The organism is Kosakonia beeri (assembly GCF_054165705.1).
On sequence record NZ_CM135106.1, the window covers coordinates 3259136 to 3285459 of the forward strand.

General features: G+C 55.7%; 19 protein-coding genes. 10 read left to right on the top strand and 9 right to left on the bottom strand.

Annotation, left to right across the window (positions count from 1 at the left end):
- Nucleotides 1-80: 80 nt before the first annotated feature.
- The gene (locus tag ACUY4S_RS15490) at nt 81-1040 is read right to left on the bottom strand and encodes a bifunctional helix-turn-helix transcriptional regulator/GNAT family N-acetyltransferase (protein ID WP_458021627.1); all 960 of its coding nucleotides are present in this window, start codon (nt 1038-1040) and stop codon (nt 81-83) included.
- A 524-nt stretch (nt 1041-1564) separates the two neighbouring features.
- Here ACUY4S_RS15490 and rimO point away from each other — a divergent pair.
- On the top strand, nt 1565-2890 hold the full coding sequence (gene rimO, locus ACUY4S_RS15495) for a 30S ribosomal protein S12 methylthiotransferase RimO (protein WP_312688457.1): 1326 nt from the start codon (nt 1565-1567) through the stop codon (nt 2888-2890).
- A 49-nt stretch (nt 2891-2939) separates the two neighbouring features.
- On the opposite strand, the gene gsiD is transcribed toward rimO, so the two are convergent.
- From gsiD to iaaA, 5 genes are read right to left on the bottom strand one after another with little or no spacing between them, the layout of a single operon-like run.
- Nucleotides 2940-3851: a glutathione ABC transporter permease GsiD gene (gene gsiD / locus ACUY4S_RS15500; protein ID WP_312688456.1), complete on the bottom strand. Its 912-nt coding sequence runs from the start codon at nt 3849-3851 to the stop codon at nt 2940-2942.
- 2 nt (nt 3852-3853) lie between these two features.
- Nucleotides 3854-4774, bottom strand: a complete 921-nt coding sequence (gene gsiC / locus ACUY4S_RS15505; RefSeq protein ID WP_312688454.1) for a glutathione ABC transporter permease GsiC — start codon at nt 4772-4774, stop codon at nt 3854-3856.
- Nucleotides 4775-4820: 46 nt separating this feature from the next.
- Nucleotides 4821-6359: a glutathione ABC transporter substrate-binding protein GsiB gene (gene gsiB, locus ACUY4S_RS15510; protein ID WP_312688453.1), complete on the bottom strand. Its 1539-nt coding sequence runs from the start codon at nt 6357-6359 to the stop codon at nt 4821-4823.
- Between the two features lie 33 nt (nt 6360-6392).
- Nucleotides 6393-8306, bottom strand: a complete 1914-nt coding sequence (gene gsiA, locus ACUY4S_RS15515) for a glutathione ABC transporter ATP-binding protein GsiA (protein ID WP_458021628.1) — start codon at nt 8304-8306, stop codon at nt 6393-6395.
- Nucleotides 8275-9216 carry a beta-aspartyl-peptidase gene (iaaA, locus tag ACUY4S_RS15520; RefSeq protein WP_312688450.1) on the bottom strand — a complete coding sequence of 314 codons (942 nt, stop codon included), beginning with the start codon at nt 9214-9216 and terminating at the stop codon, nt 8275-8277. The genes gsiA and iaaA overlap by 32 nt, the downstream gene beginning before the upstream one ends.
- 161 nt (nt 9217-9377) lie before the next feature.
- Here iaaA and moeA point away from each other — a divergent pair, with 161 nt between their 5' ends.
- The 6 genes from moeA (at nt 9378) to ACUY4S_RS15550 (ending at nt 17368) form a co-directional block, all read left to right on the top strand.
- Entirely contained in the window at nt 9378-10610 is a 1233-nt protein-coding gene (gene moeA, locus ACUY4S_RS15525) for a molybdopterin molybdotransferase MoeA (protein WP_312688449.1), read from the top strand.
- A gap of 2 nt (nt 10611-10612) precedes the next feature.
- Complete coding sequence (gene moeB / locus ACUY4S_RS15530; protein ID WP_458021629.1) at nt 10613-11365, top strand: molybdopterin-synthase adenylyltransferase MoeB; 753 nt, start codon at nt 10613-10615, stop codon at nt 11363-11365.
- Between the two features lie 177 nt (nt 11366-11542).
- Nucleotides 11543-12442, top strand: coding sequence for a glycyl-radical enzyme activating protein (locus ACUY4S_RS15535; protein ID WP_458021630.1), 900 nt, complete (start codon nt 11543-11545; stop codon nt 12440-12442).
- A 4-nt stretch (nt 12443-12446) separates the two neighbouring features.
- On the top strand, nt 12447-14879 hold the full coding sequence (locus tag ACUY4S_RS15540; protein WP_458021631.1) for a formate C-acetyltransferase/glycerol dehydratase family glycyl radical enzyme: 2433 nt from the start codon (nt 12447-12449) through the stop codon (nt 14877-14879).
- 210 nt (nt 14880-15089) lie between these two features.
- Nucleotides 15090-15905, top strand: a complete 816-nt coding sequence (locus ACUY4S_RS15545) for a Cof-type HAD-IIB family hydrolase (protein WP_312688444.1) — start codon at nt 15090-15092, stop codon at nt 15903-15905.
- Between the two features lie 197 nt (nt 15906-16102).
- On the top strand, nt 16103-17368 hold the full coding sequence (locus ACUY4S_RS15550; RefSeq protein WP_458021632.1) for a DUF1479 domain-containing protein: 1266 nt from the start codon (nt 16103-16105) through the stop codon (nt 17366-17368).
- Here the strand turns inward: ACUY4S_RS15550 and ACUY4S_RS15555 are convergent.
- A complete protein-coding gene (locus ACUY4S_RS15555) occupies nt 17365-18438 on the bottom strand; it encodes a LacI family DNA-binding transcriptional regulator (RefSeq protein WP_312688440.1) in 1074 nt (357 codons plus the stop codon). The genes ACUY4S_RS15550 and ACUY4S_RS15555 overlap by 4 nt on opposite strands.
- Before the next feature lie 298 nt (nt 18439-18736).
- Between ACUY4S_RS15555 and ACUY4S_RS15560 the strand changes: the two genes are divergently transcribed.
- Entirely contained in the window at nt 18737-20038 is a 1302-nt protein-coding gene (locus ACUY4S_RS15560; RefSeq protein WP_312688438.1) for an MFS transporter, read from the top strand.
- A 15-nt stretch (nt 20039-20053) separates the two neighbouring features.
- Nucleotides 20054-22420, top strand: a complete 2367-nt coding sequence (locus ACUY4S_RS15565) for a glycoside hydrolase family 31 protein (RefSeq protein ID WP_458021633.1) — start codon at nt 20054-20056, stop codon at nt 22418-22420.
- Between the two features lie 356 nt (nt 22421-22776).
- Here ACUY4S_RS15565 and ACUY4S_RS15570 read toward each other — a convergent pair whose 3' ends face one another.
- Nucleotides 22777-24369, bottom strand: a complete 1593-nt coding sequence (locus tag ACUY4S_RS15570) for an ABC-F family ATPase (RefSeq protein WP_312688435.1) — start codon at nt 24367-24369, stop codon at nt 22777-22779.
- Nucleotides 24370-24576: 207 nt separating this feature from the next.
- Here ACUY4S_RS15570 and ldtB point away from each other — a divergent pair, with 207 nt between their 5' ends.
- Nucleotides 24577-25497, top strand: coding sequence for a L,D-transpeptidase (ldtB, locus tag ACUY4S_RS15575; RefSeq protein WP_312688433.1), 921 nt, complete (start codon nt 24577-24579; stop codon nt 25495-25497).
- Nucleotides 25498-25591: 94 nt separating this feature from the next.
- Here the strand turns inward: ldtB and ACUY4S_RS15580 are convergent, their stop codons facing one another.
- The gene (locus ACUY4S_RS15580) at nt 25592-26311 is read right to left on the bottom strand and encodes a GntR family transcriptional regulator (protein ID WP_312688432.1); all 720 of its coding nucleotides are present in this window, start codon (nt 26309-26311) and stop codon (nt 25592-25594) included.
- Nucleotides 26312-26324: the final 13 nt, after the last annotated feature.

A 26324-nucleotide genomic window follows, 5' to 3' on the forward strand; every position in this document is an offset into this window, starting at 1 on the left:
CGCTTGCAATACGCATTAAAGACGAACACCGTTCCGCATGGTTTACCAGGCATGCGGAACGGATACGAGCCGGTGAAACGTTAGCGCTGTTCACTGACTCGGTGGCGGGTGAACTGCTGCTCCAGCATGCTGCTACCCCACTGGTCTCCCTGCCACTCTTTCGCCAGCCTGAAGCCAAAAGATTCATACAGGCGTCGGGCGGCATTCAGGCCGCTGAACGTCCAGAGTTGCACGGCGGAAAACTGCTGCCGATCGCAAAATTGCATGGCACTGGCCAGCAACTGACGCCCGATGCCGGAGCCGCGGCATGCATCATCCAGGATAAACCAGCGCAGATGTGCCTCGTTATTGCCCAAATCCTCACCATCAATCGCCACCGAACCCACTACACGGTCATTCTGAACCGCGAGCCAGATGTGGTTACGTTCACTCTCGAGCCGACCCGCAAATTCAGCCAGACCCGCCGCCACTTTGCTTTCAAAGAAATAGCCAAACCCATAATGTCGCGAGTAATAGTTCGCATGCATTTCGCTGATGCGGCCAATCATCCCCGGCAGGTAACCGGTGATGATTTCCGGTTTCGTCCCCGCAGGGAGCGGCGCATCTTTACGGCACGCTTCCAGTGCTGAAGCATATGCCGCCAGTCCCCCCGCCACCATTTTCTGTCGCTCTGGTGGCAGGTAGTCCATCGCCTTCTGGACCTGTACCTCTCCGTAGTGGTTAATGCGCGCCACGCTCGCTTTTCCCTGGGCGGTCAGTTCCAGTTGTTTAAACCGCCCATCGTGGGCCAGCGGCACCTCCTTTAACTCACCGGCCTGGATAAGCCTGGCCAGCATCCTGCTGACGCTGGATTTCTCCAGGCCGAGCAACACCACCAGTTCTGCAGCGGTAATGGAACCGCGCATGCCCACTTCCAGCAGGGTGTGGACCGCGGAAGGCGAATAATCCGTCGCCGCCAGCGTGCTGTTCATAAATCCCAGTTCACGTACCATCTGCCGCGAAGCAGCACGAATGTCATTGATGAGTTGAGGTGTTGCCATGCGTTTACCCGTTTATAGTAGATAGTTGTGTAATACAACCATCTCTCAACAGGCGTGTCAATCGTCACGGTACAGGCCTCAGCGCGGGCAGTGATCTTCACGCTGCAACCAACCGATGAGTAATGAATACTCCTCAATCCAGAGGCAACGTTAATAGCGCAAAACAGTTCCAACATTTACATGTCCATTGCGGCGCTTTAAGGAACCAACACCGCGTTTTAGCTCCATCTATTTTGAGAGATTCCTGCGGGGGATGTTTAGTGGGTATACGTACTGAGTACTATTTTTCATTGAATCATGCCGTCGTTAATAGAGATTTCCTCGTTCTCCGATCAGTAATGATTGCCGGCACGATGAGCAACCCGTGAAGCCATGACGGTAAGGAGACGATGAGATAAGCAGCTGGCAATCCCTCTCCCCGACGTGCGCTAATCAACGACGTAACAGGCCCCCCCTATAAATCCAGGCAATAGACCTGTACAATCCCTGCCCTGAGATCCTATAACTGATTATTTTTTGAACATATGAGCAATGTGAACCTGCAGCCGAAAATCGGCTTTGTCTCTCTTGGCTGCCCGAAAAACCTGGTGGATTCTGAACGCATCCTCACGGAACTGCGCACCGAAGGCTACGATGTTGTCCCGAGCTATGACGATGCCGACATGGTCATCGTTAACACCTGCGGCTTTATCGACAGTGCCGTGCAAGAGTCGCTGGAAGCCATTGGCGAAGCGCTGAACGAAAACGGAAAAGTTATCGTTACCGGCTGCCTGGGCGCAAAAGAAGACCAGATCCGCGAAGTACATCCGAAAGTACTGGAAATCACCGGGCCGCACAGCTATGAGCAGGTGCTCGAACATGTTCACCACTATGTGCCGAAACCGAAGCACAATCCGTTCCTCAGCCTCGTGCCGGAACAGGGCGTTAAGCTAACGCCCCGTCACTACGCTTACCTTAAGATTTCTGAAGGCTGCAACCATCGCTGCACCTTCTGCATTATCCCGTCCATGCGTGGCGATCTGGTGAGTCGCCCGATTGGCGACGTGCTCGCAGAAGCCAAACGTCTGGTCGATGCCGGAGTGAAAGAACTGCTGGTCATTTCGCAGGACACCTCCGCCTACGGTGTAGATGTGAAGCATCGTATGGGCTTCCACAATGGCGAACCGGTGAAAACCAGTATGGTCGGCCTGTGCGAACAACTGGCCAAACTCGGCGTCTGGACACGTCTGCACTATGTTTACCCTTATCCGCACGTGGACGATGTCATTCCGCTGATGGCGGAAGGTAAGATTCTGCCGTACCTCGACATTCCCTTGCAGCACGCCAGCCCGCGCATCCTTAAACTGATGAAGCGGCCGGGAGCCGTTGACCGCCAGCTGGCACGCATTAAACAATGGCGTGAGATCTGCCCGGAGCTGACTCTGCGCTCTACGTTTATTGTCGGCTTCCCTGGCGAAACCGAAGAAGACTTCCAGATGCTGCTCGACTTCCTGAAAGAAGCGCGTCTGGATCGCGTAGGCTGTTTCAAATACAGCCCGGTAGAAGGCGCAACCGCCAACGAACTGGCGGATCAGGTGCCGGAAGAGGTGAAAGAAGAGCGCTGGAACCGCTTTATGCAGCTGCAACAGAAAATCTCAGCAGAACGACTGCAAGAGAAAGTCGGTCGCGAAATCCTGGTGATTGTCGATGAAGTCGACGAAGAAGGTGCGATTGGCCGCAGCATGGCAGATGCGCCGGAAATCGACGGTGCGGTCTACCTGAACGGCGAAACCCGCGTCAAACCTGGCGATGTGATCCGCGTGAAAGTAGAGAACGCCGACGAGTATGACCTGTGGGGCACGCGCGTTTAACCTCTTTAAAACCCGGCCATCGCCGGGTTTTTTCTTTCTGCCGCCACACTTAACCTTTGATCTTCGGATCCAGCGCGTCTCGCAGGCCATCGCCCAACAGATTAAAAGCCAGCACGGTCAGGAAAATGGCCAGTGACGGAAACAGCGCCACGTGCGGCGCAATTACCATATCTGCCCGCGCTTCATTGAGCATTGCGCCCCACTCCGGCGTGGGCGGCTGAGCCCCAAGCCCGAGAAAAGAAAGGCTGGCTGCAGAGATAATCGATGTGCCAATACGCATGGTGAAATAGACCACAATCGACGACACCGTTCCGGGCAGAATATGGTGGAACAGGATCACCGCATCGCTGGCGCCAATGCTGCGTGCGGATTCGATAAAGGTTTGTTGTTTCAGCACCAGCGTATTGCCACGCACCAGGCGTGCAAAGGCCGGCACCGAAAACACCGCCACAGCGATAATCACATTCGCCATACCGCTGCCCATCACCGCCACCACAGCAATCGCGAGCAGAATGCCGGGAAAAGCAAACAGCACATCGCAGATGCGCATAATAATCCGATCCCACCAGCCTTCGTAATAGCCTGCCAGCAGCCCCAGTACCGTACCCGTCAGCGCGCCAATCAGCACCGCAAACACCCCGGCGGCAAGTGAGATGCGCGCGCCTACCAGCACCCGGCTAAAAATATCGCGCCCCAGAGAATCCACGCCGAACAAGTGCACCAGCGACGGCCCTTCATTCAGGCGGTCATAATCAAAGTAGTTTTCAGCATCAAACGGCACAATCCACGGGGCGAAAATCGCCAGCAGGATCAACAGCAACACAAATAGCCCGGCGGTCATCGCCACCGGCTGACGGCGAAAACGTCGCCAGAATACATCCCACGGCGTGCGTACATGGCCCGGTTTTACCACGGGCATCGCATTCAATACCGCCTGTCGACGCCAGTTAAAAAGTCGCATCCTTACTTATACCTGATGGCTGGATTAATGGCGGCGTAGAGCACATCCACCACTAAATTGATAAGAATAAATTCGAGAGAGAAGAGCAACACTTCGGCCTGGATCACCGGGTAGTCGCGCATTTCTACCGAGTCCACCAGCAGTCGCCCCAGTCCCGGCCAGTTAAAGACTTTTTCCACCACGATCGAGCCGCCGAGCAAAAAACCAAATTGCAGCCCCATCATCGTCACTACCGGGATCATCGCGTTACGCAGGCCATGTTTGAGAATAACCCAGCGCTCACTCACCCCTTTGGCGCGTGCGGTACGCATATAATCTTCGTTAAGCACATCGACGAACGAGGCCCGGGTAAAACGCGCCATAACGGCTGCCACCGCCGCGCCAAGCGTCAGCGATGGCAAAATGTAGTGCTGCCAACTGTCTGCCCCGACGGTGGGCAACCAGCCCAGTTCAACAGAGAAGACCTGCATTAACAGCATACCGAGCGCAAAAGCCGGAAACGAAATGCCGGTGACTGCCAGCGCCATTCCCAGATGATCCGGCCAGCGGTTACGCCACACGGCAGCAGCAATGCCTGCGCCAAGGCCAAACAGCATCGCCCAGAACATACTGGTGAGCGTGAGCAAAAAAGTGGGCAAAAAGCGGCTGGCAATCTCTTCAACGACCGGGCGGCGAGAAGCCATCGACAAACCAAAATCGCCCTGTACGACACGGGTAATGTATTGCCAGAACTGCAACCACAGCGGCTGATCCAGTCCCAACTGGCTGCGCACCATAGCAATGACCTGCGCATCTGCTTCCGGCCCGGCAATCAACCGCGCCGGATCGCCGGGAAGTAAATGCACAAATAAAAACACCAGCACCGCCACGATCAACAGTGTCGGGATCAGGCCGAGCAGACGTTTAATAATATAATTCAGCATCGCGAGTTCCATGCCCCCTGACAGCATACAAGGAGGAATGCGTTATTTATTGCAAATCAGCGTTGTCAAAGCTGAATCCGGTATCGGGCATGATATAAAACCCGGTCAGCTTTTTGTTGTGCGCCGAAACCAGTTTCTCTACCACCAACGGTACCCACGGCGAATCCTGCCAGATAATGTCCTGCGCCTGTTTATACAGACGTGCTTTTGCCTCTGGGCTGGTGGTTTTCAGGGCCTCAGTGAAGTCTTTATCCACCTGCGGATTACGGTAAAAGGCTGTATTAAACTGGGTGGGCGGCCAGTTCCATGACGCAAACAGCGGCGACAGCGCCCAGTCGGCTTCACCGGTCGAGGCCGTCCAGCCGGTATAGAACATCCGTACGCCGCTTGTGCTCTGCCCTTTCCCTTCGACCTCGGCCGCACGTTGTCCGGCATCCATTGCCGTCACCTGCACTTTTATGCCCACCTGCGCCAGTTGCTGCTGGGTAAACTGCAGCACCTTCTGCGCCGTACTGTGGTTATGTGACGACCACAGCGTAGTGGTAAAGCCCTGCGGATAACCGGCCTCTTTTAGGAGTTCACGCGCTTTCGCGGGATCATAGGGCCAGGGCTCATAAGCCTGAGAATAACTGATGGTCGGCGGCACCACCCCCGTTGCGGGCGTGGCAAACCCGGCAAAAGCCACTTTCACCAGCGCCTGGCGGTTAATGGCATAGTTGATTGCCTGGCGCACTTTCGGGTTGTCGAACGGCTTTTGCGTCACATTCATACTGATATAGCGCTGCATGATGGAGGGGCTGGCAATCAGCTCCAGCTTACTGTTACGCTTTAACACTTCCGCCTGTTCATAAGGGATCGGGAAAGCAAACTGCGCCTCGCCAGTTTGCAGCATTGCGGCGCGGGTATTGTTATCTACCACCGGTCGCCAGGTAATGGAGTCCAGCTTCGGTAACCCTTTTTGCCAGTAATCGGCGAATTTCTTCACCTTTACATAATCCGTCTGGTTCCAGGCCTCCAGCACATACGGCCCGGTACCCACCGGGTGGAAACCAATTTCGTTGCCATATTTTTTCAGCGCCGCCGGAGAGATCATCGCCGTCGCCGGGTGCGCCAGAATATTAATAAACGCCGAGAAGGGCTGCTTAAGGGTGATTTTCACCGTAGCCGGGTCGACCACCTCGGTTTTGTCGATATTTTTATACAGGTTATAACGCTTAAGGCTGTTCGCCGGGTTGCTGGCACGATCGAGGTTGGCTTTGACGGCGGCAGCATCAAAGTCGGTACCGTCCTGAAACTTTATCCCCTTGCGCAACGTAAGGGTATAAACCAGCCCGTCCTCGGATACCGAGTAACTTTCCGCCAGCACATTGACCAGTTTCATCTCTTTATCCAGGCCGAACAGCCCCTGATAGAAAGACTTCGCAACCGCCTGTGACAGGGTATCGTTGGCGTCGTAAGGATCGAGTGTGGTGAAATTCGACCCCACCGCGACAACCACGTTTTTCGCGGCAAAGGCAGGCGTCGCGGCCAGCGCAAGCACCACGCTGAAAGCAAGCCGCCCGTTACGTGAAACGAATTGTGTCATGTTGTTCTCCTGAAAATCCCTGCCAGTGCTCAGTTAAAAACGGGATTGCGTGCTGCCAGGCGTCGAGCGGGCAACAAAGTGCCCCGGCCCCACGTTCTGCAACTGCACGCGCTGCATCGACTCGCCGCGTTTGCGGATATTGCTGGGCATATCATCAGATAACAACACACGCTGCGCGTGACGATGCGCAGGATCGGCGACGGGAACCGCCGACATCAACTTGCGCGTATAAGGATGCTGTGGGTTTTCAAAAACCGCACGCCGCGGACCAATTTCGACAATTTGCCCGAGATACATCACCGCAACCCGGTGGCTTATCCGCTCCACCACCGCCATATCATGAGAAATAAACAGAAACGCGATCCCCAGCTCTCGCTGTAAATCGAGTAATAAATTAATGATTTGCGCACGGATCGACACATCCAGCGCCGACACGGACTCATCCGCTACCACTACGCGCGGGTTCAGCGCTAACGCGCGCGCAATGCAGATGCGCTGACGCTGCCCGCCGGAAAACTCATGCGGATAACGCCACGCATGTTCTGGCTTCAGCCCGACCCTTTCCAGCAACCACTCAACCCGCTGCCGCCCCTCTGCTTCGCCCAGCAGGTTATGTACGCGCAGCGGTTCGATAATCGAATCGCCCACCGTCTGGCGTGGATCAAGCGAGGCGTAAGGATCCTGAAAAATAAACTGGATATCCCGCCGTATCAGCTGCAACTTGTTGGCCGATAGGGTATCTATGCGTTCGCCATTAAAAGTAATCGCACCGCTCTGGTTCTCCACCAGCCGCAGCAGCGCGCGACCAATGGTGGATTTGCCACTGCCGGACTCCCCCACCAGCGACAGCGTTTCGCCTGGCCACAAATCAAAACTGACCCCTTCCACAGCATGCACTTCGCGGGTGATACGGTTGAGGATCCCCGTGCGTAACGGAAAGCGGGCGACCAAATCACGCACCTGCAAAATGGGTTCGCCCGGTACCACCGTATCCTGCTCGGTTTCCGCCTCCTGGCGCAGCGGATCTTTGGGGGAAATCAGCGGAAAACGGCGCGGCAGCGAACTGCCATTCATCGCTCCCAGTTTGGGCACGGCGGCCAGCAGCGCTTTGGTATAGGGGTGTTGCGGGTCGCGGAAAACCTGCGCCACGCTGCCGGTTTCCACGGCTTCCCCCTGGTTCATCACCAGCACACGATCGGCAATGTCCGCCACCACGCCCATATCATGGGTAATAAAAATGACGCCCATTGCCATCTCTTTTTGCAAAACGGCAATCAGTTGCAGGATCTGCGCCTGAATGGTGACATCCAGCGCGGTGGTCGGTTCATCCGCAATTAATACTGCCGGCCTGCACGATAGCGCCATTGCAATCATGACGCGCTGGCGCATGCCGCCGGAAAGCTGGTGCGGAAAACGCGATAAGATCGATTCAGATTCAGGAATACGCACCAGATCCAGCATCCGCCGCGCCTCAATGAGCGCATCTTCACGTCCCAGTTTCTGATGCAGGCGGATGGATTCTGCAATTTGTTCGCCGACGGTAAAGACCGGGTTAAGCGAGGTCATCGGCTCCTGAAAGATCATGGCAATGTCGGCACCACGCACGCCGCGCATTTGCGAGGACGAGAGCGTGGTTAAATCCACTTTCTGTCGGTTGCGGCGCGTCAGATACATATGATCGCAACTGACTTCCCCACCGGATTGCTCAATCAGGCGCAGCAGGGACAGCGCCGTGACGGATTTGCCGGAACCGGACTCCCCCACGATCGCCAGCGTTTCGCCCCGTTTCAGTGAAAAAGAGAGATGACGTACCGCCGGGGTGACCTGTTTCTCATCGCGAAAGCCGATCGCTAAATTGCTGACCTCAAGCACAACATCCGCTTCTGATTCTGACCCTTGCGACACCCCACACTCCTTATTCACGATAAATGCCGACGCTTGGCGCATCCCCGGCGTAACCCCAGGCACGATACATCCCTTCACTGTTGAACGGCAATGCCACATTGCCTTCACGATCAATGGCAATCACCCCGCCGCTACCGCCCAGCGCCGGTAACTTTTCCATCACCACTGCCTCAGCGGCCTCATGCAGACTCAGCCCGCCGTAATCCATCAGTGCCGCGATGTCATACGCTGCCAGCGCACGAATGAAGACCTCGCCCGTCCCTGTGCATGACACCGCCACGCTGGCGTTATTGGCATAACACCCGGCACCGGGTAACGGGCTATCGCCCACACGCCCCGGCAGTTTGTTGGTCATACCGCCGGTGGAGGTCGCGGCTGCAAGGTTTCCCTGCTTATCCAGCGCAACGGCACCCACCGTACCGAATTTTTTGCTCTCATCCAGCGGCGCAGAACCGTGGTCGAGTACGGTGTGCCCGGCATCGCGCGCTTCAAGAAGTTGCTGAAAACGCGCCTGGGTGGAAAACAGCCCCGGCGCGACCGGTTCCATGCCGTGCGCGAAAGCAAACTGCTCGGCGCCTTCGCCTATCATCAACACATGAGGGCTGTGTTCCATCACCAGTCGCGCCGCCAGCACCGGGTTACGTAAGCGGCTCACCCCCGCCACCGCGCCCGCGTTTAACGTCACGCCGTCCATCACACAGGCGTCCAGCTCGTGGGTTTCATCACGGGTGAAAACGGCACCAATACCGGCGTTAAACAGTGGGCACTCTTCCAGCAGCCGTACCGCTTCTGTCACCACATCCACCGCGCTTTCGCCCGCTTCCAGCATCCGTTGCCCGGTTTCAACAATGGAAGAGAGCACCTGTGCATAGCGCTGCTCTTTTTCCGGGCTCATCTGCGCGCGGCTGATTGCACCCGCCCCACCGTGTATTGCGATCACCGCTTTAACCATGTTTTTCGCCCGGGTTACTTTGTTTGCGAAGATTTCTGAATATAGGAAGTCGTTACAACGATGTAAAGAGACGTGACTACAATGGGGTAAACGTAAGGCATTCAGGCATGGGCGCTTTTCTGCCATAATGGCGGCTTCAACGCGTTGTGCAGGATATCAATATGGAATCATCAAATGGCCTGATCTCCCTCGAGACGGCACTGTCACAAATGTTGTCACGCATTTCTCCGCTGACCGACAGCGAAACACTGCCGCTGTCGGCCTGTTTTGGCCGCGTGGTGGCGCAGGATATTACCTCTCCCCTGAATGTACCGGGTTTTGATAACTCGGCCATGGACGGTTACGCCGTACGACTGGCGGATCTGCAAAATGGCGCGGTGTTGCCCGTTGCCGGGAAAGCCTTTGCCGGGCAGCCGTTCGATGGCGTCTGGCCGGCGGGCACCTGCGTGCGCATTATGACGGGCGCGCCAATTCCCGCTGGCTGCAATGCCGTGGTTATGCAGGAGCAGACCGAAGAGACAGATGCCGGCGTCCGTTTTACCGCTGAAGTACGTGAAAACCAGAACATTCGCCGGGCGGGTGAAGATATTCAGCAAGGCGCCAGCGTCTTCCCTGCCGGTACCCGTCTGACTGCCGCCGAACTGCCAGTGCTGGCGTCGCTCGGCATTGCCGACATCCCGGTGCTGCGTAAAGTGCGCGTAGCGCTGTTCTCCACCGGTGACGAGTTGCAACTGCCAGGGAACCCGCTGGAAGAGGGGCAAATTTACGATACCAACCGTTTAACTGTGCACCTGATGCTGGCGCAACTGGGCTACGAGGTAATTAACCTTGGTATTATCCCGGATGACCCGCAAAAACTGCGCGACACCTTTATTGCAGCCGACAGCCAGGCCGATGTGGTGATCAGTTCCGGCGGTGTATCGGTTGGTGAAGCGGACTACACCAAAACAATCCTTGATGAGCTCGGTGAAATCGCCTTCTGGAAGCTGGCCATTAAACCCGGAAAACCCTTTGCATTTGGCAAACTGGCGCACAGTTGGTTCTGCGGCCTGCCGGGTAACCCGGTTTCCGCCGCGCTCACCTTCTACCAGTTGGTGCAGCCGTTGCTGGCCAAACTGAGCGGCAATATCGCGCCCGCGCAGCCCTTGCGTTTTCGCGCCCGAGTGGCTGGCCGCCTGAAAAAGACCCCGGGTCGTCTCGACTTTCAGCGCGGCGTACTCAGCCGGGGCGAAGACGGTACGCTGGAAGTACGCACTACGGGTCACCAGGGCTCGCATATTTTCAGCTCGTTTGGTCAGGGCAACTGCTTTGTCGTGCTGGAGCGCGAACGCGGGAATGTTGAAGATGGCGAGTGGGTAGACGTCGAGATGTTTAATCATCTCTTCGGAGGCTAACGATGGTCGAAGAACTCAGCGACGCCGAGATGATGCGTTACAACCGGCAGATTATTCTGCGCGGTTTTGATTTTGACGGTCAGGAGCGGTTAAAAGCCGCTCGCGTACTGGTGGTCGGCCTGGGAGGGCTCGGCTGTGCCGCCGCGCAATATCTGGCGGCTGCGGGCACAGGCCAGATGACGCTGCTGGACTTCGACACCGTCGCCCTCTCCAATCTGCAGCGCCAGACCCTGCACAGCGATGCAGGGATCGGCATGGCCAAAGTGGATTCCGCCCGCACGACGCTCCAGCGCATTAACCCACATGTGCAGTTTACCTCCCTTAATGCGCTACTGGATGAAACGGCACTGTTTGCGCAGATTGCCGCCCACGACCTGGTACTGGACTGTACCGATAACGTCGCTATTCGTAACCAGCTTAACGCGGGCTGTTTCCGACATAAAACGCCGCTGGTTTCCGGCGCGGCAATTCGTATGGAGGGGCAGATCAGCGTCTTTACCTGGGGTGAAAACGAACCCTGCTACCGCTGCCTGAGCCGCCTGTTTGGTGAAAACGCCCTCACCTGTGTGGAAGCCGGCGTAATGGCGCCGCTGGTCGGCGTGATTGGTTCATTACAAGCGATGGAAGCCATTAAGGTATTAACCCACTACGGTACCCCTGCGGCGGGGAAAATCGTGATGTACGATGCGATGACCTGCCAGTTTCGCGACATGAAGCTGCTGCGCAATCCCGCCTGTGAGGTGTGCGGCGGTTAAGGTTTCCGTGCCGGATGGCGAGCTCTTTTATCGGGCCCCCATCCGGTAACCGGCCCACAATGTGACCTTCTCCATACTTTAGGAACCCTGCTGCGCTATATCGCGGTGAGTTGATTTTCATCAAGTAAACTTTCATTCGAAAGTAATTTAATCTTCATACGCAAGATGGAGATGATGATGATTTTCAATATTCAGCGTTATTCCACTCACGATGGCCCCGGCATTCGCACCGTCGTGTTTATGAAAGGCTGCTCACTGGGCTGCCGCTGGTGCCAAAACCCGGAAAGCCGCGCACGGGCGCGGGATCTGCTGTTCGATCCGCGGCTCTGCCTGGCCGGGTGCGAATTGTGCCAGACGGCGGCGCCAGACGTGATCAGCCGGGCGCTGAATGATCTCCTGATTCACCGGGAAAAACTGACTGAGCGCACGCTGGATATTCTGACCCACTGCTGCCCAACGCATGCGTTGAGCGTCTGTGGCGAACAGAGGTCCGTAGAAGAGATCACCGCAACGGTGCTGCGCGACAAAGCCTTTTACGATCGCAGCGGCGGCGGACTTACCCTCTCCGGCGGCGAACCGTTTATGCAGCCTGAACTGGCGCAAGCCCTGTTGCAAGCCAGCCACCAGCAGGGCATCCATACGGCAGTGGAAACCTGTCTGCATGTGCCCTGGCGCTATATTGAACCTTCATTGCCCTTTATTGACCTGTTCCTCGCGGATTTAAAACATGTGGATGAGGCGGTTTTCCGCCAGTGGACTGACGGTAGCGCCAGGCGAGTACTCGATAATCTGCAACGCCTGGCGCAAACGGGGAAGCAGATCGTTATCCGCGTGCCGCTGATCCCCGGTTTCAATGCCGATAAAACTGCGATCCAGGCCATTATCGACTTTGCCGCGCAGACGCTAAAAGTCCGCGAGATCCACTTTTTGCCGTATCACACGCTGGGCATCAATAAGTATCACTTGCTTGGCGAACCCTACACCGCCCCTGACAAGCCGCTCGATGCGCCCGCCCTGCTGGCCTTTGCCAAAGAATATGCCTGCAGCCACGGGCTGAGCGTGACATTACGAGGATAAGAGTATGACGACGCTGCAACTGAACACACTCACTGACCGCATTAAGGCGCACAAAACGGCGCTGGTGCACATTGTTAAGCCGCCGGTGTGTACCGAACGCGCGAGCCATTACACGCAGATTTACCAGCAAAACATGGATAAACCGATCCCGGTACGCCGGGCGCTGGCGTTGGCCCATCACCTTGCGCAGCGCACCATTTGGATTAAACATGATGAACTGATTATCGGTAATCAGGCCAGTGAAGTCCGCGCCGCGCCGATCTTTCCGGAATATACCGTTTCGTGGATTGAAAAAGAGATCGACGACCTGGCGGATCGTCCTGGTGCCGGCTTTGCCGTCAGCGACGAAAATAAACGCGTTCTGCATGACATTTGTCCGTGGTGGCGCGGCCAGACGGTGCAGGATCGCTGCTATGGCATGTTTACCGATGAGCAAAAAGCGCTGCTGGAAACCGGCATCATTAAAGCAGAAGGCAACATGACCTCTGGCGATGCGCATCTTGCGGTCAACTTCCCGCTGTTGCTGGAACAGGGGCTTGATGGTCTGCGTCGGAAAGTCGCGGCGCGGCGCGCACGCATTAACCTGACGGTGCTGGCGGATCTGCACGGCGAGCAGTTCCTGAAAGCGACAGACATCGTGCTGGAAGCGGTCACTCTGCATATTGCGCGCTTTGCAGAACTGGCGCGTACCATGGCGAATGAAGAGACGCGCCAGCAGCGGCGTAACGAGTTGCTGGCGATGGCGGAAAACTGCCAGATCATTGCGCATGAGCCGCCGAAAACATTCTGGCAGGCATTGCAGTTGTGTTACTTCATCCAGTTGATACTGCAAATAGAATCCAACGGCCATTCCGTCTCGTTTGGCCGCATGGATCAATATCTTTATCCTTATTATCGCCGCGATGTGGAGTTGCAGCAGACGTTGCAACGGGAAGAAGCCATTGAGCTGTTGCACAGCTGCTGGCTGAAACTGCTGGAGGTGAACAAAATCCGTTCCGGTTCGCACTCCAAAGCCTCCGCGGGCAGCCCGCTCTATCAGAATGTGACCATCGGCGGCCAGTTGTGGCATAACGGAGAAGCGCAGGATGCAGTCAACCCGCTCTCTTACGCCATTCTCGAGTCTTGCGGTCGCCTGCGCTCCACGCAACCGAACCTCAGCGTGCGCTACCACGCGGGAATGAGCAATGACTTCCTCGACGCCTGCGTGCAGGTGATCCGCTGCGGTTTCGGCATGCCCGCATTCAATAACGATGAAATCGTCATCCCTGAATTTATCAAACTCGGTATTGAACCGGCGGACGCGTATGACTACGCAGCGATTGGCTGTATTGAAACCGCGGTCGGCGGTAAGTGGGGCTACCGCTGCACCGGTATGAGCTTTATCAACTTCGCACGCGTGATGCTGGCAGCGCTGGAAGGGGGCCGCGACGCCACCAGCGGCAAGGTGTTTCTGCCGCAAGATCATGCGTTGTCGGCGGGTAATTTCCAGGCGTTCGACGAGGTAATCGAGGACTGGGATCGACAGATCCGCTATTTCACGCGCAAATCGATTGAGATTGAGTATGTCGTCGACACCATGCTGGAAGAGAACGTGCCGGATATTCTTTGCTCCACACTGGTGGATGACTGTATTGAGCGGGCCAAAAGCATTAAGCAAGGCGGGGCAAAATATGACTGGGTGTCGGGTTTACAGGTCGGTATTGCTAACCTCGGCAACAGCCTGGCCGCGGTAAAAAAACTGGTCTTCGAGCAGGGCATAATCGGGCAACAACAGCTGGCACAGGCGCTGAAAGAGGACTTCGATGGTCTTGCGCACGAACAACTACGCCAGCGGCTGGTGAACAGCGCGCCAAAATATGGCAATGACGACGACAGTGTCGATACTCTGTTGGTGCGCGCGTATCAAACCTATATCGACGAACTGCAGCAGTACCACAATCCCCGTTATGGTCGCGGCCCGATTGGCGGCAAGTATTACGCCGGGACGTCGTCCATCTCTGCTAACGTGCCGTTTGGCGCCGCCACGATGGCGACACCGGACGGGCGCAAAGCCAAAACGCCGCTGGCGGAAGGGGCAAGCCCGGCGTCCGGCACCGATCATCTCGGGCCCACAGCGGTGATGAGTTCGGTCGGTAAACTGCCGGTAGCGGCGATCCTCGGAGGCGTGCTGCTCAATCAAAAACTCAACCCCGCCACGCTGTGCAATGACAGCGACAGACAGAAACTGATGGCCTTACTGCGCACCTTTTTTGAGGTGCATAAAGGCTGGCATATTCAGTACAACATTGTTTCCCGCGAGACGTTGATAGCGGCGAAACAACACCCGGATCAGTATCGTGACCTGGTGGTGCGTGTCGCCGGATATTCCGCCTTCTTTACGGCTCTGTCGCCGGATGCCCAGGACGACATTATTGCCCGCACCGAACACACATTGTGACTTTCCCCCTCCCCCGGCGTTGCGCGTTGCCGGGGTGAGGGAGCCATTTTCCCTCGCCTTTACAGGATGGGGCCCGGGTAAACACAACAGCCACGTTGCCCCCTGCCCCGCCCATTTTTTCGCCACTTACTTTCATTCGAAATAAATTTGTGCATCGGCTCACATTATCTCTAGAATGTTACTCGTCGCAGTAATAACCAGGAGCCAGGTATGACCGTCAAAGTTATCGTCACGGATATGGACGGAACTTTCCTTGATGACGCCAAGCAGTACGATCGCTCACGCTTTATGGCGCAATTCAAACAACTTCAGCAGCGTGGCATAGAGTTTGTGGTCGCCAGCGGCAACCAGTATTACCAGTTGATCTCCTTCTTCCCGGAGCTGAAAGAGACTATTTCCTTCGTCGCCGAAAACGGCGCGCTGGTCTACGAGCATGGTCAACAATTGTTCCACGGCGAACTGACGCGTCACGAAGCGCAGGTGGTAATGGGCGAGTTGCTGAAAGACAGCAGCCTCAACTTTGTCGCCTGTGGTCTGGAAAGCGCCTACGTCAGTGAAAACGCCCCGGCAGAATTTGTCGATTTGATGGCGAAGCACTACTACCGTTTAAAACCGGTGCGTGATTTTCAGCAGATTGACGACACGCTGTTTAAGTTTTCGCTGAATTTGCCAGACAGCGACATCCCACAACTTATCGATGCGCTGCACGTTTCGCTCGACGGCATTATGAAGCCGGTGACCAGCGGCTTTGGCTTTGTGGATTTAATTATCCCAGGCCTGCATAAAGCAAATGGCATCAGCCGACTGCTTAAACGCTGGCAGGTTTCGCCGCAGCAGTGCGTCACCATTGGCGACAGCGGTAATGATGCAGAAATGCTGCGCATGACCGACTTCTCCTTTGCCATGGGCAATGCCGGTGATGCGATCAAAGCGATTGCCCATCACCAGACCGATGACAACAATCATCAGGGGGCGCTGAATGTGATCCAGGCCGTGCTTGATAACACGGCCCCCTTCAACCGCTGATCTTCTGCCGGAGCGCCTGCTCCGGCCTTTCTCTTCTTGCCTTCTCTCTTCTTGCTTTCTCCCTTCCTGCTTTCTCCCTTCTTCTCTCTTCGTTTTCCGCTTTGTGCTCTTCATCAAGTTTTTAAACTTGCATTAACTTATTTTTAACTTAGATTATCGTATGCAATATATATTACTTTCGAATGAAAGAAAGAGAGGTGCACATGGCTTTTACCCATGAGACGCTGCCCGCCGATCCTGCGGCGGCCATCCGTCAGATGAAGCAGGTTCTGCGCGCGCAGATAGGCGATATGCAGGCTGTCTTTGACGGCCTGAGCGCGAAGATTGCCGCTCGCGTCGCGGAAATCAACGCCTTGAAGGCACAAGGCGAGTCAGTCTGGCCGCAAATTCCGTTTGCGGACATTGCTGCTGGCCAGGTCACCGACGCACAGCGCGCGCAGATCAAACGGCGCGGCTGTGTGGTCATCAAACAACATTTTCCGCGAGAACAGGCGCTGGGCTGGGATCGCGCCATGCTGGATTATCTCGACCAGAATCGTTTTGATGAGGTTTACAAAGGGCCGGGCGACAGTTTCTTCGGCACGCTGGAGGCCTCCCGCCCGGAAATCTACCCAATTTACTGGTCACAGGCGCAAATGCAGGCACGCCAGAGCAGTGAAATGGCGGCGGCACAATCCTTCCTGAACCGCTTGTGGCATTTCGACAGTAAGGGGCAACAGTGGTTCGATCCGGATGTCAGCGTGATCTACCCGGATCGCATTCGCCGCCGTCCGCCTGGCACCACCTCTAAAGGCCTTGGCGCACATACGGATTCCGGAGCGCTGGAGCGCTGGCTGCTGCCAGCCTATCAACGCGTCTTTGCGCAGGTCTTTAACGGTAAACCCGAAGAGTACGATCCGTGGGACGCTGCCCACCGCACCGAAGTCGAAGAATACACCGTCGACAACACGACCAAGTGTTCGGTATTCCGTACTTTCCAGGGCTGGACGGCGCTGTCGGATATGATCCCCGGCCAGGGGCTACTTCATGTGGTGCCGATCCCGGAGGCGATGGCCTGGATCCTGTTGCGCCCATTGCTGGATGATGTACCGGAAGATGAACTCTGTGGCGTTGCGCCAGGGCGAGTATTACCGGTTTCGGAACGCTGGCACCCGCTGTTGATGGAAGCACTGAGTAGCATTCCGCCGCTGGAAGCCGGTGATTCTGTGTGGTGGCATTGCGATGTGGTTCACTCCGTTGCCGCTGTAAATAATCAGCAAGGCTGGGGCAACGTGATGTACATTCCTGCCGCGCCGCTTTGCGAGAAAAACCTCGCCTATGCGCGCAAAGTAAAAGTGGCGCTGGAGCAAGGGGCATCGCCCGGGGATTTCCCGCGCGAGAACTACGAAAGCGACTGGTCAGGCCGCTTTACGCTGAACGACCTGAACATTCACGGTAAGCGCGCGCTGGGGTTAGAGGTTTAAACGTCGTACAGCCCTTCATGTTCGACGGCGGTACGTTGCCTGCCGGGACGTATCCGCCGTACCGATTCGCGTACAGTAAGCAGGCCGTTAAGCAGTAAAGAGCCACATGGCGACTGCGGGCGAATCAACCGCTGCTGTAACAGATGCACGGCTTCTACGCCCAGCTCGTCTCGCGGTACGTGAACTGCGGTGAGCGGCACATCCTGGATTGCCGCCAGGTTAAACGCATCAATACTCATGACCGACACATCCTGCGGGACGCGAAGCCCACGCTGCTGTAATGCGCGCATTGTCCCTTCCGCCATGAAGTCGCCGCCCACCAGAAAGGCGGTAGGCGGTGTTTTGTGTGCTGGATCGTCAAGCCATTCCCCCACGCGCTGCTCAGCCTCTTTGGCGCTAAAACTGGGAACGGTGATCAGATCCCGTTTACTGTTAAAGCGCAGATTGAACTGTTGCCAGGCTTCTTTAATGCCCGCCAGGCGTAAATCCATGGTGTAACGGCGCAGACACATCACGTTCACCACGTCCCGGTGCCCCATATCAAAGAGGTAACGCGCCGCAAATTCACCAATGGTGCGGTGATCCGGCGCAATAGACGGCAATCGCATGCGTCCGTCGCGGCAGTTAATCAGTACACAAGGTTTGCCAATGTCAGCCGCCAGTTCATGAATATGCGGATCATCAATCCCCAGCAGGATCGCCGCCTGGGTTTCCGGCGCATTCATTTTGGCGAGGAATTCATTGGCATCGCTGTCGAGTTCCTCCAGCGCACAATAACGCAGACGAACCTCGTGCGGATCCAGCGCTTTATTGATGTTCTGGATCACCCGGTAATAGAAAATGTCCGAGCGTTCATCAAAAGCGCGTTGCGGGGCAAAAACAATCAGATTATTGAGCAGCAACCGCCCGGCGGCTATCCCGTCCATTACGCCCAGTTCACGGGCGCACTCCAGTACCGCAGTTCTGGCTTTTTCACTGGTGTTGGCCTTCCCGGCGAGCACGCGCGAAACGGTGCTGGTCGACAGGTTCGTGCGGCGCGCAATTTCGCTGATTTTGAGCTTTTTATCCATTCTGTGATCTCGCTCCATTTCCATAATGGGAAAATTTTCATGAGACAGAAAGCCTGTTATTCATGGAGTGATAATGATTTTGCCGGATGTGTTGCGCTATTTATGAGAATCCTTGCACAAAATCCGCTATGGCGCGCGATTATTCTCCCCTACCGTAAATGTGTCGTACAACTTCCATACTAGTTGTATGCATGATGGCAGCAAAATTAAACAAAAATCATCACGCGAACCAATCCGGTATAACACGTTACCGATGGCGCGCTTCGACTTCCCTACAAGAAGATGTGCGGAGATAAGAATGAGCCAGGGGATTAATAATGAAATGGCGGCAACAAAAAGCCGTCGGATAGTCAAAAAATTACGCTGGTGGATGCTGGTGCTGTTTTTATTCGGCGTAACGGTGAACTACATCACCCGTAACTCGCTGGGTATTCTGGCACCGGAACTGAAAACAAGCCTTGGGATCACAACAGAACAATATTCCTGGATTGTCGGCGCCTTCCAGCTGGCCTATACCCTTTTCCAGCCGCTGTGTGGCTGGCTGATTGACGTGATTGGCCTGAAGGTCGGCTTTATGGTGTGCGCCATAATTTGGGCGCTGGCCTGTATCTTCCACGCGGGTGCGGGTAACTGGCTGCACCTGGCGATTTTGCGTTTCACCATGGGCGCGTCGGAAGCGGCAGCCACCCCGGCGAATGCTAAAACCATTGGCGAATGGTTCCCGAAATCTGAACGTCCGGTTGCCGCAGGCTGGGCCGGTGTTGGCTTCTCCATTGGTGCGATGCTGGCACCGCCGATCATCTACTTTGCTCACGCCTCGTTTGGCTGGCAGGGCGCCTTTATGTTCACCGGCGTGCTGGCGCTGGTGTGGGTGGTGCTGTGGTGGGCGTTTTATCACAATCCGGAGAAACACCCGAATCTGAGCAAAGATGAACTGGCGTTTATTCAACAGGATAATGAGCCCCCTGCCGTCAAGCTGCCCTTTTTAACGGCACTGAAAACCGTGTCGAAAAACAAACGATTTTACGGTATTGCCCTTCCGGCGTTTATGGCGGAACCGGCGTGGGCTGTGCTCAGCTTCTGGGTACCGCTGTACCTGGCAAAAGAACACGGTATGGACCTGAAACAGATCGCCATGTTCGCCTGGCTGCCCTTCCTTGCTGCCGATCTCGGCAGCGTAGCCAGTGGTTACCTCACCAAACTCTATACCCGCTGGTTTGGCTGCTCCCGCGTCAACTCCGTGGTGGCCAGTTCGGTTACTGGCGCGTTCCTGATGATTTCTTTAGCTATTGTCGCCCTCACCCGCGATCCGTACATCACCATTGTGCTGATTTCGATTGGCGGTTTCGGTCATCAGATCATCTCCTGCATGCTGAGCGCGCTGGTGGTGGAATCGTTCGATAAAGGTCAGATGGCGACCGTCAACGGTATGCGTGGCTCGGCGGCCTGGATCGCCAGCTTCCTCTTCTCACTGTTGATTGGCGTCACCGCCGACAAAATTGGTTTTAATCCGTTGTTTATTGCCATGGGTTTCTTTGACCTGATTGGCGCTATTTTCCTGGTGGCATTTATTGCTGAACGTCGCGCGAAACGCGCATGATTGTGGATGTCTGATATGAAAACCCTGAAGAACTGGACGTTACAAAAGCAGGCCGATCACCATGTTGAACTGTTGGTGGACGGGCAACACACCCTGTGCCTGTATGTGCTGGAGGAAAATCTGTTCCGCGTGCTGCTAAAGCGTAAAGGCGAGCTGGCGCTGGACAGAACCTGGAGCATTGCCCCGAAAGATGACGTGCCGTGGGAAGGCCGTGCACGTGAAGAGTTGTCGGGCTTTAGCCTGCCCGCCTGGTCACTGAGCCAGCAGCAAGAAACATTAACGCTACAAAGCGAGCAGTTGCGGGTTACGGTTCATCAGCCGTTATGGCTGGAGTGGCACTACCGTAATGACGCCGGAGAGTGGCAGTGGCTGGCAGGCGATCGCCCAACCAGCGCTTATCTGGTTAATGCCCACGGCGACGGCGTGGCGCACTATCTCAGCCGTAAAAAAGAGGAACGGTTTTACGGGCTCGGTGAAAAGGCGGGCAACCTGCAACGTAACGGCCAGCGTTATGAAATGCGCAACCTGGATGCCATGGGTTATAACGCTGCCAGCACGGATCCGCTGTATAAACATATTCCGTTTACCCTTACCCGTCGCGATGATATCAGCTACGGTCTGTTCTACGATAACCTCAGCAGTTGCTGGCTGGATCTCGGCAACGAGATCGATAATTATCACACCGCGTATCGTCGCTGGCAGGCAGAAGCCGGCGATATTGATTACTACCTCTTTACCGGCACGCGCGCGCTGGATGTCACCAAAGCGTTTGTGCGTTTGACCGGTAAGACCCTGTTCGGCCCGAAATGGAGCCTAGGTTATAGCGGCTCAACGATGCATTACACCGATGCCCCGGATGCGCAAAACCAGTTAATGAACTTTATTCGCTTGTGCGAAGAGCATGCTATTCCGTGCGACTCGTTCCAGCTCTCTTCCGGCTACACCTCGATCAACGGTAAGCGCTACGTCTTTAACTGGAACTATGACAAAGTCCCGCAGCCGAAAGTAATGACCCAGGCGTTCCACGAGGCCGGACTGAAACTGGCGGCGAATATCAAGCCTTGTCTGTTGCAGGATCACCCACGCTACAGTGAAGTGGCAGAAAAAGGGCTGTTTATTCGCGACTCCGAGGCGGATGCGCCGGAACGCTCAAGCTTCTGGGATGATGAAGGCTCTCACCTCGATTTCACCAACCCGCAGACTATTGCGTGGTGGCAGGAAGGCGTTACCACGCAGCTACTGGAAATGGGCATTGACTCTACCTGGAACGACAATAACGAGTTTGAAGTGTGGGACGGCGAAGCGCGTTGCCAGGGGTTTGGCCGTGACATCGCCATCAAACATATCCGCCCGGTAATGCCGTTACTGATGATGCGCGCCTCAATGGAAGCGCAGCAGCGTTTTGCTCCGCACAAGCGCCCGTATCTGATTTCCCGTTCCGGCTGCGCCGGAATGCAGCGTTATGTGCAGACCTGGAGCGGCGACAACCGTACCAACTGGGATACCCTGCGCTATAACACCCGAATGGGTGTCGGGATGAGCCTGTCGGGTCTTTATAATGTGGGTCACGATGTGGGCGGTTTTTCGGGCGATAAACCAGATGCAGAACTGTTCGTGCGCTGGGTACAAAATGGTGTGATGCACCCGCGTTTCACCATTCACTCATGGAACGATGACCAGACGGTGAACGAACCCTGGATGTACCCGGCTGTCACGCCATCGATCCGCAGCGCCATTGAGTTGCGCTACCGTCTTCTGCCCTATCTGTACACCTTGTTGTGGCAGGCACACGCGGACGACGAACCGATGTTGCGCCCGACCTTCCTTGATCATGAGCACGATGCGCAGACCTTTGAAGAGTGTGATGACTTCCTGCTGGGTCGCGACATATTAGTCGCCAGCGTTGTTGAGCCGGGCCAGCGCGAGCGCCGTGTCTGGCTGCCTGCCAACGATACGGGCTGGTACGATTTTTACAGCGGTAACTGGTATGCGCCCGGTCAGTGGGTGACGCTGGCGGCGCCGCTGGAAACCCTGCCGCTGCTGGTGCGCGCCGGTGCAGGTCTGCCCCTGAGCGAGCGGATCACGCATGTGGACGCAAAAGCAGATAACACCCGCGAATTGCAGCTCTTCCCGGTGAAAGGTACGGGGCGTTCCAGCGGTATGTTGTTTGAAGATGATGGAGAGTCCTGGGGCTATAAAGAGGGTAATGCACTGTGGCTGACCTGGGAAATGGGCTGCACAGGCAGCACGGTGGATTTACGCGTCGAAACCCGCGGCGACTATCGTCCGGCGTGGAATGCGCTGAAAGTGACGTTGCCGGCAGGGGATAAGCGCCAGTTATTGATTAACGGCGTGGCGGCCACCGAATGGGTGTTCGCGTAAAACAAAAAGCCGGATAGCGTTAAGGCTTATCCGGCTCATCAGGCATGCCCACCAATTTACCTAAGTATTTCGCGCCGCAGGAAGGCGGCAAGCGCGAGTATCCCCGGGAGCTTACTCACGTAAGTGACCGGGGTACAAGCGCGCAGCCAACACACCTGCGGCGTGAAAAAATGTTTTGCCCGACAGAACCACAGCCAGGCCTTCTCCGGCTCATCAGGCATGCCCACCAATTTACCTAAGTATTTCGCGCTGCAGGAAGGCGGCAAGCCCGAGTATCCCCGGGAGCTTACTCACGTAAGTGACCGGGGTACGAGCGCGCAGCCAACACACCTGCGGCGTGAAAGACGACGGTAAATTTATTCGATGCCCTGACTGCGCAAATAATCTTCATAATTCCCGCTGAAATCCACCACGCGCTGCGGCGTAATTTCAATCACACGGGTTGCCAGCGAGCTGACAAACTCACGGTCGTGAGAAACAAAGATCAGGGTGCCTTGATACATCTCCAGCGCCATGTTCAGCGACTCAATGGATTCCATATCCAGGTGGTTGGTGGGTTCATCCATGACCAGAATATTCGGTTTTTGCATCATCAGCTTACCGAACAGCATCCGGCCCTTTTCGCCCCCGGAGAGCACCTTCGCCGGCTTTTTGATATCGTCCTGGCTGAACAGCAAACGCCCAAGGATGCTGCGCACCGCTTGCTCGTCATCGCCTTCTTGTTTCCACTGGCTCATCCAGTCAAAGACGGTCAAATCGTTGTCGAAATCCTCTGCATGATCCTGCGCGTAATAACCAATCTGCGCGTTTTCGGACCACTTCACTGTACCGCTGTCGGCAGGCAGTTCCCCCACCAGCGTTTTCAGCATTGTGGTTTTACCCACGCCGTTCGCCCCCAGAATGGCAATTTTCTCGCCCACTTCCAGTAACAGGTTGAAGTTTTTAAACAACGGACCGTCATCAAACCCTTTGGTCAGGGCTTCCACTTCCAGCGCGTTACGGAAGAGTTTCTTGTCCTGCTCAAAACGGATAAACGGGTTCTGACGGCTGGATGCTTTCACTTCTTCCAGCTTGATCTTATCAATTTGACGGGCGCGAGAAGTGGCCTGGCGCGATTTGGACGCGTTGGCGCTAAAGCGGCTGACAAAAGACTGCAAGTCGGCAATCTGCGCTTTTTTCTTGGCATTATCCGCCAGCAGGCGTTCACGCGCCTGGGTGGCGGCCGTCATGTACTCATCGTAGTTGCCGGGGTAGACACGCAGTTCGCCGTAGTCGAGATCCGCCATGTGGGTGCAGACCATGTTCAGGAAGTGACGGTCGTGCGAAATAATGATCATGGTGCTGTCGCGATCGTTCAGCACCTGCTCCAGCCAGCGGATGGTATCGATGTCCAGGTTGTTGGTCGGTTCATCGAGCAGCAGAATGTCCGGATCAGCAAACAGCGCCTGCGCCAACAACACACGCAATTTCCAGCCGGGAGCCACTTCGCTCATCAGGCCATAGTGTTGTTCAACCGGAATACCGACGCCGAGCAACAGTTCACCGGCGCGGGCTTCAGCTGAGTAGCCATCCATTTCGCCATACTGCACTTCGAGGTCGGCAACTTTGTAGCCATCTTCCTCGCTCATTTCCGCCAGCCCGTAAATGCGGTCGCGCTCCTGCTTCACTTCCCACAGTTCTGCGTGGCCCATGATAACCGTGTCGAGCACGCTGAACTCTTCAAAGGCGAACTGATCCTGACGCAATTTACCAATGCGCTCATTCGGATCGATCGAGACGTTACCGAGCGACGGTTCTAAATCGCCGCCGAGGATTTTCATAAAGGTGGATTTGCCGCTGCCGTTGGCGCCAATCAGGCCGTAACGGTTGCCGCCGCCAAATTTGACGGAAATGTTTTCGAACAGCGGCTTGCTGCCGAACTGCATGGTGACGTTGCTGGTAACTAACACGGAAGTATCCTGAAATATGTGACAAACACCATATTATGCCACAAATCCGAATTAGATTCCTGCCCACTGTCAGCCCGCTAAACTGCAAGCAAAGGGAAAAAAGTGTGATTTCGTACACATCTGAATTCCCTGGACGGTGGAATGCACATATAATGCGCTTCCTGCATTCTCAACCCAACGGCCCGTTTGCCAATAATCTTGCATAAGATGAACATGAAATTAACTACCCTTTTTGCGGCAGCCTTTGCTGTCGTGGGATTTTGCAAAAGCGCGTCTGCTGTTACTTATCCGCTGCCGACTGATGGCAGCCGTGTGATTGGCCAGAACCAGGTCGTGACTATCCCGGAAGGCAATACACAGCCTCTGGAATATTTTGCGGCGGAATACCAGATGGGTCTGTCCAACATGCTGGAAGCAAACCCGGGCATTGATGCCTACCTGCCGAAAGGCGGCACTGTGATGAATGTTCCACAGCAGCTGATCCTGCCGGATACGGTTCACGAAGGGATCGTGATCAACAGTGCGGAGATGCGCCTCTACTATTACCCGAAAGGCACCAACACGGTAATCGTACTGCCGATCGGTATTGGTCAGTTGGGTAAAGATACGCCGATTGCCTGGACCACCAAAGTCGAACGTAAAAAAGCTGGCCCGACCTGGACCCCAACCGCCAAAATGCATGCGGAATATGTTGCAATGGGTCAACCGCTGCCGCCTGTCGTGCCGGCCGGCCCGGATAACCCGATGGGTCTGTACGCGCTCTATATCGGCCGTCTGTACGCAATCCACGGTACCAATGCGAACTTCGGTATCGGTCTGCGCGTAAGCCACGGCTGCGTGCGTCTGCGTAATGATGACATCAAGTTCCTGTTCGAAAACGTACCGGTCGGCACGCGCGTGCAGTTTATTGACGAGCCGGTAAAAGCGACCACCGAACCGGATGGCAGCCGCTATATCGAAGTGCATAATCCCCTGTCGACTACCGAAGCCCAGTTCACAGGTGGTGAGATTGTGCCGATTGCGCTGACCAAAGCGGTGCAGACGGTGACTAACCAGCCAGATGTCGATGCCAATATCGTCGATCAGGCGGTACAGAACCGTTCCGGTATGCCGGTACGTTTGAACTAAGTAACATTTTCCTGCCCGGTAGCATGACGCTCACAGGGCAGTGTTAACCGGTCTGCACACCTCGCAGGCCGGTTAACGCCTCGCCATTCGCCAACTATCCCCCGTTATTAACCACGATAACTCCGCCATGATCGTAGCGGTAGTGGCAATGCGCGTACTCAAGCGGCGTGCCGTCTTCCAGATAGATCACTTGTTCCACTTCCAGTACCGGATCGGTGTCATCGCAGTTGAGATAGCGTTTGTCTTCCGTACCCGGCTTTAGCGCACGCACGATGCGATACGATCCCATGATCTTCAGCGCCAGCTCTTCCTGCACATAACGAAAGACGGAGCTTTCAAGATGCCCACGATTCAGCCCAGGCACCAGGCTGACCGGCATCAGGGTAAACTCCAGCGACACCGGTTCACCTTCCAGTAAACGCAAGCGATTGAAGTCATAGACGGGTTCGTCTGGCCCCACCAGCAGCGAAGCCTGCTCTTTTTCCGTCGGGAAACGCAACTCAAAGCGAATGATTTTACTGGTCACTTCGCCAACATTTTCCCAGGTTTTGGTCGCGCCAAAGTAATCGCTGCCCGGTAGATCCCAGCGCGAGTGTTGGAGAAAATTTTTGCGAATAAACGTGCCCTGCCCCTGGCGGGTATAGACCAGCCCTTCGACAATGAGCTGGCGCATCGCCTGCTGGATGGTCATCCGGCTGGAGGCAAACTCGGCGGCCAGCGCAAACTGATCGGGCAACGGTGCATTGGCTGCGTACTGCTGGCTCAGGATCCGCCGCTTAATTTCCCGCGCTATTGTGATATATTTCGCCGCCATCGCCCTTCCTCTG